Annotated in this window: 13 protein-coding genes; 11 read left to right on the top strand and 2 right to left on the bottom strand. The window is 67.9% G+C overall.

All coding sequences use genetic code 11. The features are described 5' to 3' along the window. Positions 1-154: 154 nt before the first annotated feature. The gene (gene panC / locus ABS88_RS14180; protein WP_076077417.1) at positions 155-994 is read right to left on the bottom strand and encodes a pantoate--beta-alanine ligase; all 840 of its coding nucleotides are present in this window, start codon (positions 992-994) and stop codon (positions 155-157) included. An 85-nt stretch (positions 995-1079) separates the two neighbouring features. Between panC and ABS88_RS14175 the strand changes: the two genes are divergently transcribed. From ABS88_RS14175 to ABS88_RS14150, 6 genes are all read left to right on the top strand, one after another. Beyond that, positions 1080-1889, top strand: a complete 810-nt coding sequence (locus ABS88_RS14175) for a division plane positioning ATPase MipZ (RefSeq protein WP_067113470.1) — start codon at positions 1080-1082, stop codon at positions 1887-1889. A gap of 25 nt (positions 1890-1914) precedes the next feature. Further along, positions 1915-3321, top strand: a complete 1407-nt coding sequence (gene pgmG, locus ABS88_RS14170; RefSeq protein WP_104960211.1) for a phosphoglucomutase/phosphomannomutase PgmG — start codon at positions 1915-1917, stop codon at positions 3319-3321. 562 nt (positions 3322-3883) lie between these two features. After that, positions 3884-4696 (top strand): LPS export ABC transporter ATP-binding protein, encoded by an 813-nt coding sequence (lptB, locus tag ABS88_RS14165; protein ID WP_076073422.1) that lies wholly within the window; start codon positions 3884-3886, stop codon positions 4694-4696. A gap of 147 nt (positions 4697-4843) precedes the next feature. After that, the gene (rpoN, locus tag ABS88_RS14160) at positions 4844-6301 is read left to right on the top strand and encodes an RNA polymerase factor sigma-54 (RefSeq protein WP_076073423.1); all 1458 of its coding nucleotides are present in this window, start codon (positions 4844-4846) and stop codon (positions 6299-6301) included. A gap of 463 nt (positions 6302-6764) precedes the next feature. Beyond that, positions 6765-6890 carry a type B 50S ribosomal protein L36 gene (gene ykgO / locus ABS88_RS14155; protein WP_003046794.1) on the top strand — a complete coding sequence of 42 codons (126 nt, stop codon included), beginning with the start codon at positions 6765-6767 and terminating at the stop codon, positions 6888-6890. A gap of 94 nt (positions 6891-6984) precedes the next feature. After that, positions 6985-7596, top strand: a complete 612-nt coding sequence (locus tag ABS88_RS14150) for an HAD-IA family hydrolase (protein WP_076073424.1) — start codon at positions 6985-6987, stop codon at positions 7594-7596. Between the two features lie 168 nt (positions 7597-7764). Here ABS88_RS14150 and ABS88_RS14145 read toward each other — a convergent pair whose 3' ends face one another. Beyond that, positions 7765-9930 carry a S9 family peptidase gene (locus ABS88_RS14145; protein ID WP_104960212.1) on the bottom strand — a complete coding sequence of 722 codons (2166 nt, stop codon included), beginning with the start codon at positions 9928-9930 and terminating at the stop codon, positions 7765-7767. A gap of 68 nt (positions 9931-9998) precedes the next feature. On the opposite strand from ABS88_RS14145, the gene ABS88_RS14140 reads away from it, so the two are divergent. The 5 genes from ABS88_RS14140 (at position 9999) to ABS88_RS14120 (ending at position 14701) form a co-directional block, all read left to right on the top strand. Further along, positions 9999-11825: an aminopeptidase P family protein gene (locus ABS88_RS14140; RefSeq protein ID WP_076073425.1), complete on the top strand. Its 1827-nt coding sequence runs from the start codon at positions 9999-10001 to the stop codon at positions 11823-11825. Positions 11826-11832: 7 nt separating this feature from the next. Further along, entirely contained in the window at positions 11833-12294 is a 462-nt protein-coding gene (locus ABS88_RS14135; RefSeq protein ID WP_067112894.1) for an acyl-CoA thioesterase, read from the top strand. A gap of 332 nt (positions 12295-12626) precedes the next feature. Next, positions 12627-13085 carry a hypothetical protein gene (locus ABS88_RS14130; protein ID WP_104960213.1) on the top strand — a complete coding sequence of 153 codons (459 nt, stop codon included), beginning with the start codon at positions 12627-12629 and terminating at the stop codon, positions 13083-13085. A 37-nt stretch (positions 13086-13122) separates the two neighbouring features. Further along, on the top strand, positions 13123-14067 hold the full coding sequence (gene ribD / locus ABS88_RS14125) for a bifunctional diaminohydroxyphosphoribosylaminopyrimidine deaminase/5-amino-6-(5-phosphoribosylamino)uracil reductase RibD (RefSeq protein WP_104960427.1): 945 nt from the start codon (positions 13123-13125) through the stop codon (positions 14065-14067). A 7-nt stretch (positions 14068-14074) separates the two neighbouring features. Further along, positions 14075-14701, top strand: coding sequence for a riboflavin synthase (locus ABS88_RS14120; protein WP_076073428.1), 627 nt, complete (start codon positions 14075-14077; stop codon positions 14699-14701). Positions 14702-14905 lie beyond the last annotated feature (204 nt).

Raw genomic sequence — 14905 nt, 5'->3', positions numbered from 1 at the left:
CCCCCTGTCGCCTCCACCCCACATGGAGACCTCGGCCCCAAAGTTGCGGCTTATGGTCAACAAAGCGTTAACGACGCGGCGGTTTTTTGGGGATTGGTAGCGGCGAGCGCCGTAATCCGCGGGTTTTCGAACCATGCTTTCCCGAAAGAGGGTGCTACTCGACCGCCAGATTGTCGATCAGGCGCGTGGTGCCGATCCGCGCCGCCGCGAGCAGGCGGGCCGGGGCGCGATATTCGGTCAGCCGTTCGAGGCTGTCGGCATCGGCGAGCGCGACATAGTCGACGCTGGCGAAACCGCCCGCGCGGATCGCCGCCTCGGCATCGGCGAGCGCCGCGGCGACCGCGCCGCCGCCGGCGATCGCCGCCGCCGCGGTGCGCAGCGCGGCGGGAAAGGCGGCGGCGGCGGCGCGCTGATCGGCGGTCAGATAGGCGTTGCGCGACGACAGCGCGAGCCCGTCGGGATCGCGCGCGATCGGCGCCCCCAGGATATCGATCGCGAAGTCGAGGTCGCGCGCCATGCGGCGGATGATCGCAAGCTGCTGCCAGTCCTTTTCGCCGAAGATCGCGATGTCGGGGCGCACCTGGTTGAACAGCTTGGCGACGACGGTCGCGACGCCGTCGAAATGGCCCGGCCGCGCCGCGCCGCAATAGTCGGCGCCGAGTTCGGCGACCGCGATATGCGTCGCATGGCCGGGCGGATACATGACGGAGACGTCGGGCGCCCAGAGCAGCGCCGCGCCTTCCTCGACCAGCAGCGCGGCGTCGTGCGCCTCGTCGCGCGGATAGGCGGCGAAATCCTCGTTCGGGCCGAACTGCGTCGGGTTGACGAAGATCGACACGACGACATGGTCGGCGACGCGCCGCGCCATCCGCACCAGCGACAGGTGCCCCGCGTGCAGCGCGCCCATCGTCGGGACCAGCGCGACGCTCTTGCGCCCCAGTTTGAGCGCGTCGACCGCGCGACGAAGCGTGGCGATATCACGGATGATTTGCACGGCCGCCCGCCCTCCGATATTGGCGGCGTCCATACGCCACCCCATGCGGCCGCCATGCCGCGCCGACAGGAAAATCGCAACGCTCATGACGAAGCCAGCCCCCCACCGGATCATCTTTGCCAATGAAAAGGGCGGGACGGGCAAGTCGACCTGCGCGGTGCATTTCGCGGTCGCGCTGGCGAGCATGGGGTGGCGCGTCGCCGGAATCGACCTCGACCCGCGCCAGCGCACCTTTCACCGCTATCTCGACAATCGCACCAGCACCGCGAAGCGCCGCGGCATCGAATTGCCCATCCCGCATTTCGAGGTGTTCGAAGGCTCGACGGTCGAGGAACTCGACGAACAGGTCGCGCGGCTGGCCGAGGACGCCGACTATCTGATCGCCGACACGCCGGGGCGCGACGACCCGTTCGCGCGGCACATCGCGACCAGCGCCGACACGCTGGTGACGCCGATCAACGACAGCTTCATCGATTTCGACCTGATCGGCCAGGTCGATCCCGAGACGTTCCAGGTCGTGCGCCCCAGCTTCTATTCGGAGCTGATCTGGGACACGCGCAAGGCGCGCGCCAAGAGCGACGGGCGGACGATCGACTGGATCATCCTGCGCAACCGTCTGCAGCATGTCGACGCGCACAACATGCGGCGCGTCGGCGAGGCGCTGAACCAGCTGTCGCGGCGCGTCGGCTTTCGCGTCATCCCGGGGCTGGGCGAACGCGTCATCTATCGCGAGCTGTTCCCGGCCGGGCTGACGCTGCTCGACAAGGCGCATCTCGGCGGCATGGGGATGGGGCATGTCGTCGCGCGGCAGGAACTGCGCGAGGCGATGGCGGGACTGAACCTTCCGGCGCGCGAGCGGTTTCATCCCGATGGCGACCTGTTCGCCGTCGCCTGACCCCCTTCGCGCAGGAGCATCATCCATGACCGCCGTTTCCGAGCCCGTTGCCGCCCACGTCTTTCACCCGACGATGCTGCGCGAATATGATATCCGAGGCGTCGTCGGCGACACGCTGACCGCCGCCGACGCAAGGGCGATCGGCCGCAGCTTTGCGACGCTGATCCGCCGCGCGGGCGGCCGGCGCATCGCCGTCGGCTATGACGGGCGGCTGTCGTCGCCGATGCTGGAAGAGGCGCTGGTCGAGGGGATCAACGCGGCGGGGATCGATGCGCTGCGCGTCGGGCTGGGGCCGACGCCGATGCTCTATTACGCCGCGTCAACCGAAGAGGTCGATGGCGGCATACAGATAACCGGCAGCCATAATCCCCCCGATTACAATGGCTTCAAGATGGTGTTTCAAGGACGCCCCTTCTTCGGCGCCGACATCAGGCGGATCGGCGAAATGGCCGCCGCGGGCGACTGGGACAGCGGTGAGGGCGGATCGCAGCGCATCGACATCGTCGACGCCTATGTCGATCGGCTGGTCGAGGGATTCGCCGGCGGCGCCTTTCGCATCGGCTGGGACGCCGGCAACGGCGCCGCGGGCACCGTGATCGAAAAGCTCACGGCGCGGCTGCCCGGGGAGCATCATCTGCTGTTCACCACCATCGACGGCCATTTCCCGAACCACCATCCCGATCCGACGGTCGAGGCGAACCTCGCCGATCTGCGCAAGCTGGTCGCGGAGAGAAGCCTCGATTTCGGCGTCGCTTTCGATGGCGACGGCGACCGCATCGGCGCGATCGACGGCCAGGGCCGCGTGATCTGGGGCGACCAGCTGCTGCAGATCTATGCCGCCGCGGTGCTCAGGGAGCATCCGGGCGCGACGATCATCGCCGACGTCAAGGCGAGCCAGGCGCTGTTCGACCGCGTCGCCGAACTGGGCGGCACGCCGCTGATGTGGAAGACCGGGCACAGCCTGATCAAGGCGAAGATGAAGGAAACCGGCAGCCCGCTCGCCGGCGAGATGAGCGGGCATATCTTCTTCGCCGACCGCTATTACGGCTATGACGACGCGCCCTATGCCGCGGTGCGGCTGATCGAGGCGGCGACCAAGCTGGGCAGGAGCGTCACCGAATTGCGCGACGCGATGCCGGCGATGGTCAACACCCCCGAATTGCGCTTCCAGGTCGACGAGGCGCGCAAATTCGCCATTGTGGACGAGGTTCTCGACCGGCTGACGGCGGCGGGCGCGCAGGTCGACCGCACCGACGGCGCGCGCGTGCTTACCGACGACGGCTGGTGGCTGCTGCGCGCGTCGAACACGCAGGACGTGCTCGTCGCGCGCGCCGAGGCGCGGGACGAGGCGGCGCTCGCGCGGCTGCTCGCGGCGATCGACGACCAACTCGCGCAGTCGGGGGTGGAAAGAGTGCCGCAAGCGGCGCACTGATCCCCTCCCCTCCCGGTGGCGCGAGGGGTCGTGAGACCCGGCTCGGTGCAGCGGGGCTATGGCCCGGGGATTCGGGTTTCGGCGCACTGCCCCGTTCGTTCGTCATGATGAACTCGTTTCAGCATCCATGGCCGGACCCTCCCTTTTGTGCTGCCTTTCATTCGAGGGCAGACCATGGACTCCCGGATCGGGTCCGGGGGGGCGAGCTCTGAAACGAGTTGGCATATATGTTCTTCAGCCAAGTCAGGAGCTGTTCCCCGGCGGAAGCCGGGGCCCAGATGGCACAGCGCTGCTTCGCATGGACCCCGGCTTTCGCCGGGGAACAGTGACTTGTCGAAAATGTGCGGTAGAGCCGGATTCCGACGAGCCATGGTTGCAACCCGTTGGGTCGGCCGCGCTGTCGATGCCCACCCCGCTTCGGCTAGGCAGCGAGCTCGCGAGCCTCGCTGCCCCTCCCGCAAGCAGGCGGGGAAATCGTCCTTGCAAAATCCCTGCCAGATTGACGGTCGCCGCGTCGCTGCGCTAACGCCCCAGCGGGGGCCCGAACGGATCTGACCTGCCTATGACCGACGAATCCACTGCTGCACCTTTGGCCGAAGGCGACCATGGCGTCGCCGAGCATGTCTCGCACGTCCAGCAGGATGCGGCGGCGGGCAACGGGCTCGCGGTCGTGTCGATCGCGAAGAGCTATGACAAGCGCGTCGTGCTGTCCGACGTGTCGCTGTCGGTCGGCAAGGGCGAGGTCGTCGGCCTGCTCGGCCCGAACGGCGCGGGCAAGACGACCTGCTTCTATTCGATCATGGGGCTGGTGAAGCCCGACGCCGGGCGCATCATGCTCGACGGCGCCGACATCACCGAACTGCCGATGTATCGCCGCGCGATCCTGGGCCTCGGCTATCTGCCGCAGGAAACCTCGATCTTTCGCGGCATGACGGTCGAGCAGAATATCGCCGCGGTGCTCGAACTCGCCGAGCCCGACCGGCTGGCGCGCCAGCAGCGGCTCGACGAGCTGCTCGACGAATTCGGGCTGACGCGGCTGCGCGGCGCGTCGGCGATGGCGCTGTCGGGGGGCGAGCGGCGGCGTGCCGAAATCGCGCGCGCGCTGGCGGCGAACCCGTCGATCATGCTGCTCGACGAACCCTTCGCGGGCATCGACCCGATCTCGATCGCCGACATCCGCGACCTCGTCGCCGACCTCAAGACGCGCGGCATCGGGGTGCTGATCACCGACCACAATGTCCGCGAGACGCTCGACCTCGTCGACCGCGCCTGCATCATCTACGACGGCAAGGTGCTGCTCGCGGGATCGCCCGCCGAACTGGTCGCCGACCCCGAGGTGCGCCGCCTGTACCTGGGCGAGGGCTTCTCGCTGTGACGAACTGGAGCTTTTCCAGTGCGGTTTGAGCGGTTTTCAGTTTCCGTTCGCATCGAGCGAAGTCGAAATGTTCCTCGGCCTTGCGCCACGCTGATGGGTGTCTCGACTTCGCTCGACACGAACGGAACAAGAAGCAGATAACCGCCGGTGGCGTTGGGTCCGCGCCTCGATCTCCGCCAGTCGCAATCGCTGGTGATGACGCCGCAGCTCCAGCAGGCGATCAAACTGCTGGCGCTGTCGAACCTCGAACTCGAGGCCTATCTGGCCGAGGCGCTCGAAGGCAATCCGCTGCTCGACACCGCCTCCGCCGATGGCGACGGGGCGGGCGACGAGCGCGGGGAAGAGGCGGGCGAGGCGGCGCCCGAGGCCGCCGGTGAAGGTCCCGACGCCGAACCGACGCTCGCCTCCGACGCGGGCAGCGACCTCGACGTCGATTTCGACGAGCGCTTCCACCACGACAGCGCGAGCGACAGCGTCGGGCTGTCGGGATCGGGCGAGGCCGTCGATTTCGACAGTTTCGCGGGCGCCGAGGGCACGCTCTACGACCATCTGCTCGCGCAGGTCGGCGAGCGCTTCGACGGGATCGAGGCGATGGTCGCCGAACAGATCGTCGCGCTGATCGACGAGGCAGGCTATCTGCGCGCCGATCTTGCCGACCTGGCGCAGCGGCTCGGCGTGCCGCTGGCGCTGGTCGAGGCGGTGCTGGCGGGGGTGCAGGGCTTCGACCCATCGGGCGTCGGCGCGCGCGACCTCGCCGAATGCGTCGCGATCCAGGCGCGCGAGGCCGACCGCTACGACCCCGCGATGGCGACGATGATCGCGCACCTCGACCTGGTGGCAAAGGGCGCCTTTCCGCAGCTCAAGCGCATCTGCGGGGTCGACGACGAGGATCTGGCCGACATGATCCGCGAGCTGCGCGGCTACGACCCCAAGCCGGGGCTGCGCTTCGGCGGCGGCGCGGCGCAGGCGGTCGTCCCCGACCTGTTCGTGCAGCGCACCGCGCAGGGCTGGGCGGTCGAGGTCAACAGCGGCACGCTGCCGCGCCTGCTCGTCAATCGCCGCTATTACAGCGAACTGGCGCGCGGGGCGGCGGCAAAGAGCAAGGCGTGGCTGTCCGAACAGCTCGCGGGCGCCAACTGGCTGGTGCGCGCGCTCGACCAGCGCCAGCGCACGATCGTCAAGGTGGCGAGCGAGATCGTCCGGCAGCAGGAGGGCTTCTTCCTCCACGGCGTCGCGCACATGCGCCCGCTGACGCTGCGGCAGGTCGCCGAGGCGATCGGGATGCACGAATCGACCGTCAGCCGCGTCACCAGCAACAAATATCTGTCGTGCGCGCGCGGCCTGTTCGAGCTGAAATATTTCTTCTCGAGCGGCATCGCGGCGACCGACGGCGACGGCGCGGTGTCGGCCGAGGCGATCAAGAGCCGCATCCGCGCGCTGATCGAGGCCGAGGATGCCAAGGCGATCCTGTCCGACGAGACGATCGCGCAGAAGCTGGCGGCCGAGGGCCACGCGGTCGCGCGGCGCACCGTGGTCAAATATCGCGAGGCGATGGGTTATGGCTCGTCGGTGCAGCGGCGGCGGCAGAAGGCGCTGGCGGGGTAGGATTTGATTCGCGCAGAGGCGCAAAGATCGCAGAGATTCTCGTCATGCCGGACCTGTTTCAGCCTCCATGACCGGGCCTTTCGCCGGACACGATCCCATTTTTTCACGCGAAGACGCGAAGACGCGAAGAGGCTATGCTTGCCGCGAAGAGGCTTTCTCTTTCAACGTGGCGGCTGACCGCACCGTCCCGAAGAATAAGGGGCCTGTCGGCCCGAGCCTTCTTCTTCGCGCCTTCGCGTGAAATCAATTGGCGCTGCCCTGTCAGGCCGGCACGGGCCAATGGAGGCTGAAACAGGTCCGGCATGACGAGGGCGGCAATCGGCAGCCTTCCTTCTCCGTGGTCTTTGCGCCGCTGCGCGAATCTTTTCCGGGCCGATCGGCGGCGGCGCGGTTGACTTTTCCTGCCCGTCGCCATAGGTGCGCGCCTTCGCGTGACAACGCTCAGACCTTTACGGAAAAGACCATGAAGATTCGCAACAGCCTGAAGTCGCTGAAGGACCGCCATCGGGACAACCGCGTGATTCGTCGCCGCGGCCGGACCTATGTGATCAACAAGACCAACCGCCGCTTCAAGGCGCGCCAGGGCTGACGGCCTTGCCGGGACCACGGGTCCCCGCGCATCTGCGAGCCAGCGTGACGCCGTCGGATGCTTCCGGCGGCGCTTTCGCGTGTCGGGAGCGGCCATGATCCGCCGAAGCGTGATCTTCGACGTCGGCAAGGTGCTGTTCGACTGGGACCTGCGCTACCTGTTCGCCAAGCTGATCGACGACCCGGCCGAGCTCGAATGGTTCGTGACCCACGTCGTCACCGCCGAATGGCATTTCCAGCACGACGCGGGGCGCCCGCTTGCGGAGATGGTGCCCGAGCGCAAGGCCGCATTCCCGGCGCACGGCGCGCTGATCGACGCTTATGCGACGCGCTTTAACGAGACGATCCCGGGGCCGGTGCCCGGCAGCCTCGACCTTGTCGCACGGCTCGACGCGGCGGGGGTGCCGCTGTTCGCGATCACCAATTTCGGGCATGAATTCTGGCAGGCCTTCCGCCCGACGCAGCCGGTGTTCGACCGTTTCCGCGACATTATCGTGTCGGGCACCGAAAGGCTGGTGAAGCCCGACGCGGCGATCTATGCCCTCGCGATCGAGCGATTCGGCATCGACCCGGCGGGCGCGCTGTTCGTCGACGACAATGCCGCCAATGTCGCGGGCGCCGAAGCCGCGGGCATCGCTGCGCATCTGTTCAGCGATGCGGCAGGGCTGGAGGCCGAGTTGGCGGCGCGGGGATTTCTGGCGGAATAATTCCATTTCACGCGAAGCCGCGAAGGCCCGAAGAAATGGCGCCTGCCGCGAAGCGGCCTTCTTTTCCCGGCGTCGCGGTCACCCGCATGCCGTGATGGGAAAAAGGCCTGTCGGCCCGAACCGGCCTCTTCACGCCTTCGCGCCTTCGCGTGAAAATTTCAAAAAGCCCTATTTCTCCACCCCGAGCTGGGTCAGCACGAAGGCATATTCCTCGGCATCCTCGCGCAGCGCGCCCCAGCGGCCCGACTTGCCGGCGTGGCCCGCGCCCATGTTGGTGCGCAGCAGCAGCGGCGCGTCGTTGGTGCGGACGCTGCGCAGCTTCGCGACCCATTTGGCGGGCTCCCAATAGGTGACGCGCGGGTCGTTGAGGCCCGCCGACACCAGCATCGGCGGATAGGCCTTTGCCGTCACATTGTCGTAGGGGCTGTACGACAGCATATAGTCGAACGCCGCCTTGTCGGTGATCGGATTGCCCCATTCGGGCCATTCGCCGGGGGTCAGCGGCAGCGTTTCGTCGACCATCGTGTTGATCACGTCGACGAAGGGCACCCCCGCGAGCACCGCGCCCCACAATTCGGGCGCCTCGTTATACACCGCGCCCATCACCTGCCCGCCCGCCGAGCGGCCCTCGATCGAGATCCTGCCCGCGCTGGTATAGCCTTTCGCGATCAGCCCCTTCGCGACGTCGATGAAGTCGTGGAACGTGTTCTTGCGCCGGTCGGTCTTGCCCGCGAGATACCATGCGCGGCCGAGATCGTCGCCGCCGCGGACATGCGCGATCGCATAGATCATCCCGCGATCGACGAGGCTGAGCCGCGTCGTCGAGAAGCCCGGCGCGACGCGATAGCCGTAGCTGCCGTAGACATAGAGGTGCATCGGCGCGCTGCCGTCGCGCGGCGTGCCCTTCCTGTAGACGAGCGAGGCGGGAATCATCGTCTGCCCGTCGCGCGAGGGCAGGTTAACCCATTCGGTTACATACTGGCTGGCATCATAACCCGAAGGGATTTCCTGCACTTTCAACGTTTCGAGCGTGCCGGCGGTGACGTCATAGTCGTAGACGGTGTCGGGGGTGACCATCGATTCATAATCGATGCGGATCCTGTCCTGATGATATTCGGGATTGTCGCCGAGCCCCGCGACATAGGTCGCCTCCGGAAAGGCGATGCGCCCCGGCGTCAGCGGCGCGTCGTAGCGGCGCACGTCGACCTGATCGAGCCCGTCCTCGCGGCTTTCGAGCACGAAATAGTCGCGGAAGACCGACAGGCCGGTAATGTAGCTGTGGTCCGACCCCGCGATCAGCGTCGTCCATTCGCCGGGCGCCGCGAGGCTGGCGGTCGCGACGCGGAAATTGGGATGGTCGTCGTTGGTCAGGATGTAGAGCGTGCCCTCGCGCTCGTCGACGCTGTACTCGCGGCCCTTCCGGCGCGGCGACACGAGCAGCGGTTTCGCCTCCGGATCGGCGGCGGGGAGCAGATAGACCTCGCTCGTTTCGTTGTCGCCGGTCGCGATGACGATATAATTGTCGGCGGCGGTCTTGCCGATGCCGACGCCGAAGCCGATGTCGGCCTCCTTGTAGAGCAATTTGTCCTCGGCCACCGGGGTGCCCAGCCGGTGCAGATGGACATTGTCGGTGCGCCAGTTCTCGTTGGCGAGGCCATAGAGCAGCGCGTCGCCGCCCGCGGTCCACACCAGCGCCGACAAAGTGCCGGGGATGACGTCGGGCAGCATGGCGCCGGTTTCGAGGTCGCGGAAGCGCACCTCGAAGCGTTCGGAGCCATTGTCGTCGACGGCATAGGCCATCAGGCGGCCGTTCGGGCTGACCGCCATGTCGGAGAGGCGGAAATACTCCTTGCCCGCGGCGAGCGCGACCTCGTCGAGGATCAACTGCGCATCGCCGCCCGTGACGGCGCGGCGGTACCATTTCTTATACTCCGCCCCTTCCTCGAATTCGATCCAGTAGAGCCAGTCGCCGTCCTTCTGCGGCACGCTGGCGTCGGCCTCCTTGATGCGGCCCTTCATTTCCTGGAACAGCGTTTCGACCAGCCCCTCATGCGGCTTCATCGCCGCGTCGAACCAGGCGTTTTCGGCCTTCACATAGGCGAGCACGTCGGGGTCGTCGACCACCGGGTAGCTTTCGTCGCGCAACCAGTGCCACGGGTCGGACAGCGTCGTGCCGTGCAGGGTCAGCGTATGCGGGCGCTGCTCGGCGACGGGCGCGGAGGGCAGGGGGACGGCAGGCTGGGTCAACGCTTTTTCTTCCTCTTCGGCGAAAACGGGAACGGTCCCGACAAGCAGGGTGGCAATTGCCGCCAGAAACGCCCAAATAGCGCGCATCGCAAAAACTCCCGCGGCATCGCCCCGACAGCGGGGATCGGCCGCGATGTAGGAACAAGGAAAGCCATATGTCCAGCGCCGTTCATGCCGACCGCCTCGCCCGCCTGCGCGCCGAGTTGAAGGCGCGCGGCCTCGACGGCTTCGTGGTGCCGATCAGCGACGAGCATATGAGCGAATATGTCGGCGCCTATGCGCAGCGGCTCGCGTGGCTCACCGGCTTCGGCGGCTCGGCGGGCACCGCGGCGGTGCTGCCCGAAAAGGCGGCGATCTTCGTCGACGGTCGCTATACGGTGCAGGTGCGCGACCAGGTCGACGGGACGCTCTACGACTATGTCGGGGTGCCGCAGTCGAGCGTCGCCGAATGGCTGGGCGCCAACGTCGGCGCCGGGCAGCGGATCGGCTATGACCCGTGGCTGCACGGCATCGACTGGGCGCGCGGGCTCGCGCATGCTCTCGCGGCCAAGGGTGCCGAACTGGTCGCGGTCGACAGCAATCCGGTCGACGCGGTGTGGGACGAGCGGCCGGCGCCGAGCGCCGCGCCGGTGACGGTCCACGACACCGCGCTCGCGGGGCAGTCGGCGGCCGACAAGCGCGCGATCATCGCCGACTGGCTGAAGGCGAAGGGACTCGACACGACGGTGATGACCGCGCTCGATTCGATCGCCTGGACCTTCAACATCCGCGGCACCGACGTCACCCATACGCCGGTCGGGCTGGCCTTCGCGCTGCTCCATGCCGACGCGACTGCCGACCTGTTCATCGCGCCCGAGAAGATCACCGAGGCGGTGCGCGCGCATCTGGGCAACAGCGTGCGCATCCACGACCGCGACGCTTTCGAGGCGGCGCTCGCCGAGCTGGCAGGCAAGAAGGTGGCGGTCGATCCCGACCGCGCGGTCGCAGCGATCTTCACCGCGCTCGAAGGCGCGGGCGCGCGGATCGAGCGCCACCGCGACCCGGCGGTGCTGCCCAAGGCGATCAAGAACGACACCGAGCTGGGCGGCACCCGCGCCGCGCATGTCCGCGACGGCGTCGCGGTCGCGCGCTTCCTGAAATGGATGGAGGCGCACGCGCCGCAGGGCGGGCTCGACGAACTGTCCGCCGCGGCGAAGCTGCGCGCCTTTCGCGAGGAGAGCGGCGCGCTGAGGGACCTGTCGTTCGACACCATCTCGGCCGCGGGGCCGAATGGCGCGCTGCCGCATTACAAGGTCGACGAGACGACCAATCGCGCGGTCGAGACCGGCACGCTCTACCTCGTCGATTCGGGCGGGCAATATGCCGACGGCACCACCGACATCACGCGCACGATCGCGATCGGCCGGCCGACCGCCGAGATGCGCCGCCGCTTCACCCAGGTGCTGAAGGGGCATATCGCGCTCGCCACCGCGCGCTTTCCCAAGGGCACGCGCGGCAGCCAGCTCGACATCCTCGCGCGGCAATATCTGTGGGCCGACGGGGTCGATTATGCGCACGGCACCGGGCACGGCGTCGGCGCCTATCTGGCGGTGCACGAGGGACCGCAGCGCATCGCCAAGCCGTCGGGCGGGCAGGCGGGAACCGAGGAACCGCTGCACGCCGGGATGATCCTGTCGAACGAGCCCGGCTATTACAAGGCGGGGCATTTCGGCATCCGCATCGAGAATCTGGTGATCGTCGTGCCGCAGACGATCGCCGGCGCCGAAGAGGAGATGCTGGGGTTCGAGACGATCACCTTCGCCCCGATCGCGCGCGATCTGGTCGAGGGCGCACTGCTTTCGCCCGCCGAGGCCGACTGGCTCGACGCCTATCATGCGCAGGTGCTCGAAAAGCTGGCGCCCGGCATGGACGAGGCCGACCGCGCGTGGCTGGCCGCCGCCTGTGCGCCGATCGACCGCGGCGCCGCGGCGCTCGCCGCCTGAGGCCGCGATGGACCGCGACAACTGGGCCGTCCCGCTCGCCGATTTCCGCGTCCGCGAACGGGTGCGGGTGCGCTATAACGAGATCGACGGGCAGAACAGCGTCTTCAGCGCCATCTATCTGGTCTATGCCGACATCGGGGTGACCGAATATTTCCGCGCGCTGGGCGAAGGCCAGCCCGGTCCCTATTTTCACCAATATGGTACAGATATCCGCGAAACGCATAGCGAGATCGATTATCATGCCCCGGCGCGGCTCGACGATCTGATCACCATCGCGGCGCGGATCAGCCGTTTCGAGCGCACCAGCTTCACGCTGCACTGCGCGATCGCGCGCGACGAAGAGCGGCTTGCCGACATCGAGATCAGCTATGCGCATCTCGACCTCGACAGCGGGCAGGCGACGCCGCTGCCGGGCAGCTTCATCGCCGAGGTCCGCCGGTTCGAGGCGCGGACCCCGCTGCAAGATTAGCCTGTTTTCAAATCTTTAGGGTGCAGGCCGCCGGATTTCTCCCGGCGCTTTCCGGGCGCGGCGGCAGCGCGGCCGCGTCGTCCGGCCCCGCCGTCGCAGGCGATTCGGCGCGAACGAAAAAAAGGGCCGCCCGAGGGCGACCCTTGAAAGTTTTTGGGAGAGGATGCCTAAAAGGCAAGTGTGATATTGCACTGCACAATGATTTGTGCAACTGCGAAATGAGCATCTGTCGTTGCATTTTTTGCAATCGTTCGTGCCGGGGCTTTTGCGGCGCGCATTCGTCCTGCCCCCTCGCAAATCGAGGCGATATCGCCTAGATTGGGACGATGGGAATGTTCAACAATTGGGATGTCGGCGGCGGGCTTGGCGATTTCTGGGCCTATATCCGCGAACCGCGCCCGCATCGCTGGACGATGTGGGGGGTCGCGATCGCGCTGACCTGGGTGATCTTTCACGGCGTCTCGCAATATCTGATCCCCTATGAGAAGCCCGAGCGGCAGATCATCTATTTCGAGAACTGGCAGGCCGACCGCAGCGAGGCCGAGATTCGCGCCGACTGGGTCGCGCGCGCCAAGGAAACGACGCGCGAGAACGCCCGGCGCCGCGCCGAATATCAGAAGCTCGCCGACCTGCTGGGGGTCGATTATGATTCGAGCGAGGCCGACAAGCTGACGCGCGAGACGCTCGGCCAGGAAGCCGACGAGTTGGCGAAGAAGCCCGCGCCGACGCGCTCGACGCTCGCCGAACGTGCGGCGCGCGGGCCTAAACCCGCGACGGCGCCCCGGCCCTAAACCGCCGATGCCGCCCGCCCCGACCGATGCCGACTGGATGGCGGCCGCCGTCGCGCTGTCGCAGCGCGGCCGACCGGCGGCGGCGCCCAATCCCAATGTCGGGTGTCTGATCGTCAGGGACCGGCGGGTCGTCGCGCGCGGCTGGACGCAGCCCGGCGGGCGTCCGCACGCCGAGGCGATGGCGCTGGCGGCGGCGGGCGACGCGGCGCGCGGCGCGACCGCTTACGTCAGCCTCGAACCCTGCGCGCACGCCAGCCCGCGCGGTCCCTGCTGCACCGACGCGCTGATCGCCGCCGGGGTCGCGCGCGTCGTCGTCGCGGCAATCGACCCCGACCCGCGTACCGACGGGCAGGGCATCGCGCGGCTGCGTGCTGCGGGGATCGCGGTCGAGACCGGCGTGCTCGCCGACGCGGCGCGCGCCGCGATGGCGCCGTGGTGGACGCGGCAGACGCGCGGGGCGCCGTTCGTGACGCTGAAGCTCGCGACCTCGCTCGACGGCTGCATCGCGCTCGCCGACGGGTCGAGCCGCTGGATCACCGGGGAGCGTGCGCGCGCGCACGGTCATCTGGAGCGCGCGCGGCACGAGGCGATTCTGGTCGGGCGCGGGACGCTGCTGGCCGACGCGCCGCGCCTCGACGTGCGTCTGCCGGGTCTGGAAGCGCGGAGCCCGAAGAGGCTGCTGCTGACGCGTGGGGCGGTGCCCGAAGGCTGGACGGCGGTCGCTTCGCCCGAATCGGTTGCGGGCGTCGATTCGCTGCTCGTCGAGGGCGGCGCGCGCGCGGCCTCCGCCTTCCTCGCCGCCGACCGCGTCGACCGGCTGCTGCTCTATCGCGCGCCGATCCTGATCGGCGGCGGCAAGGCGGCGCTCGGCGACATCGGCCTGTCCGACCTCGCGGCGGCGCACGGGCGCTGGAGCCTTGTGGACAGCCGCCTGCTTGGCAGCGACCGGCTCGACGTCTACGAGCGCATCAGGAAGGAATGACCGCGCCATGTTCACGGGAATCATCACCGATATCGGCACCATCCGCAGCCGCGAGGACCGCGGCGACGCGCGGCTGGTCATCGGCACCGCCTATGATGTGAGCGGGATCGATCTTGGCGCGTCGATCGCCTGTTCGGGCGCGTGCCTGACCGTGGTGGACAAGGGCGTGGATGACGGCGGCAACGGCCCCGGCGGCTGGTTCGCGGTCGACGCCAGCGCCGAAACGCTGGCCTGCACCGCGCCGGGCATGTGGGACGCGGGCCGCCGCCTGAACCTCGAACGCGCGCTCAAGGTCGGCGACGAGCTGGGCGGGCATATCGTCACCGGCCATGTCGATGCGGTCGGGCGGATCGTATCGGTCGAGCCGGTCGGCGACAGCGTCAAGGTGACGGTGGAGGCGCCCGCGTCGCTGGCGCCGCATATCGCGCCCAAGGGCTCGATCACCCTCGACGGCGTATCGCTTACGGTCAATGAGGTGACCGATCAGGCGGACGGGACCGCGCATTTCACGCTCAACATCATCCCGCACACGCAGGAGATGACGACGCTGAACGAGGCGGCGGCGGGGCGGCCGGTGAACCTCGAGATCGACATCCTCGCGCGCTACCTTGCGCGGATGCAGGCGCGGGGATGAACGCGGGCTTCCGATAAATCTCACGCAAAGGCGCGAAGGCGCAAAGAAGAGCTGCGCCGACGGCTTCGCTTTCGGATAATCTCACACAAAGACACAAAGAGGGCGGGCATAGCCGTGGCGTCGCCCTTGATCATTGAACGGCCGGACTTTGTCCGGCCAATCTCCAATGAGCTGCCTCTTGCCCAGGAACGTGCAACGCAGCCG

The organism is Sphingopyxis sp. SCN 67-31, assembly GCF_001725095.1.
This window is presented reverse-complemented; position numbering and strand designations above follow the sequence as displayed.

Bases quoted from the DNA above. Each gene is read 5' to 3' on its own strand.
- ABS88_RS14175 (WP_067113470.1), top strand. From the start codon at position 1,080: ATGACGAAGCCAGCCCCCCACCGGATCATCTTTGCCAATGAAAAGGGC.
- pgmG (WP_104960211.1), top strand. From the start codon at position 1,915: ATGACCGCCGTTTCCGAGCCCGTTGCCGCCCACGTCTTTCACCCGACG.
- lptB (WP_076073422.1), top strand. From the start codon at position 3,884: ATGACCGACGAATCCACTGCTGCACCTTTGGCCGAAGGCGACCATGGC.
- ykgO (WP_003046794.1), top strand. From the start codon at position 6,765: ATGAAGATTCGCAACAGCCTGAAGTCGCTGAAGGACCGCCATCGGGAC.
- ABS88_RS14150 (WP_076073424.1), top strand. From the start codon at position 6,985: ATGATCCGCCGAAGCGTGATCTTCGACGTCGGCAAGGTGCTGTTCGAC.
- ABS88_RS14145 (WP_104960212.1), bottom strand. From the start codon at position 9,930: ATGCGCGCTATTTGGGCGTTTCTGGCGGCAATTGCCACCCTGCTTGTC.
- ABS88_RS14140 (WP_076073425.1), top strand. From the start codon at position 9,999: ATGTCCAGCGCCGTTCATGCCGACCGCCTCGCCCGCCTGCGCGCCGAG.
- ABS88_RS14135 (WP_067112894.1), top strand. From the start codon at position 11,833: ATGGACCGCGACAACTGGGCCGTCCCGCTCGCCGATTTCCGCGTCCGC.
- ABS88_RS14130 (WP_104960213.1), top strand. From the start codon at position 12,627: ATGTTCAACAATTGGGATGTCGGCGGCGGGCTTGGCGATTTCTGGGCC.
- ribD (WP_104960427.1), top strand. From the start codon at position 13,123: ATGGCGGCCGCCGTCGCGCTGTCGCAGCGCGGCCGACCGGCGGCGGCG.
- ABS88_RS14120 (WP_076073428.1), top strand. From the start codon at position 14,075: ATGTTCACGGGAATCATCACCGATATCGGCACCATCCGCAGCCGCGAG.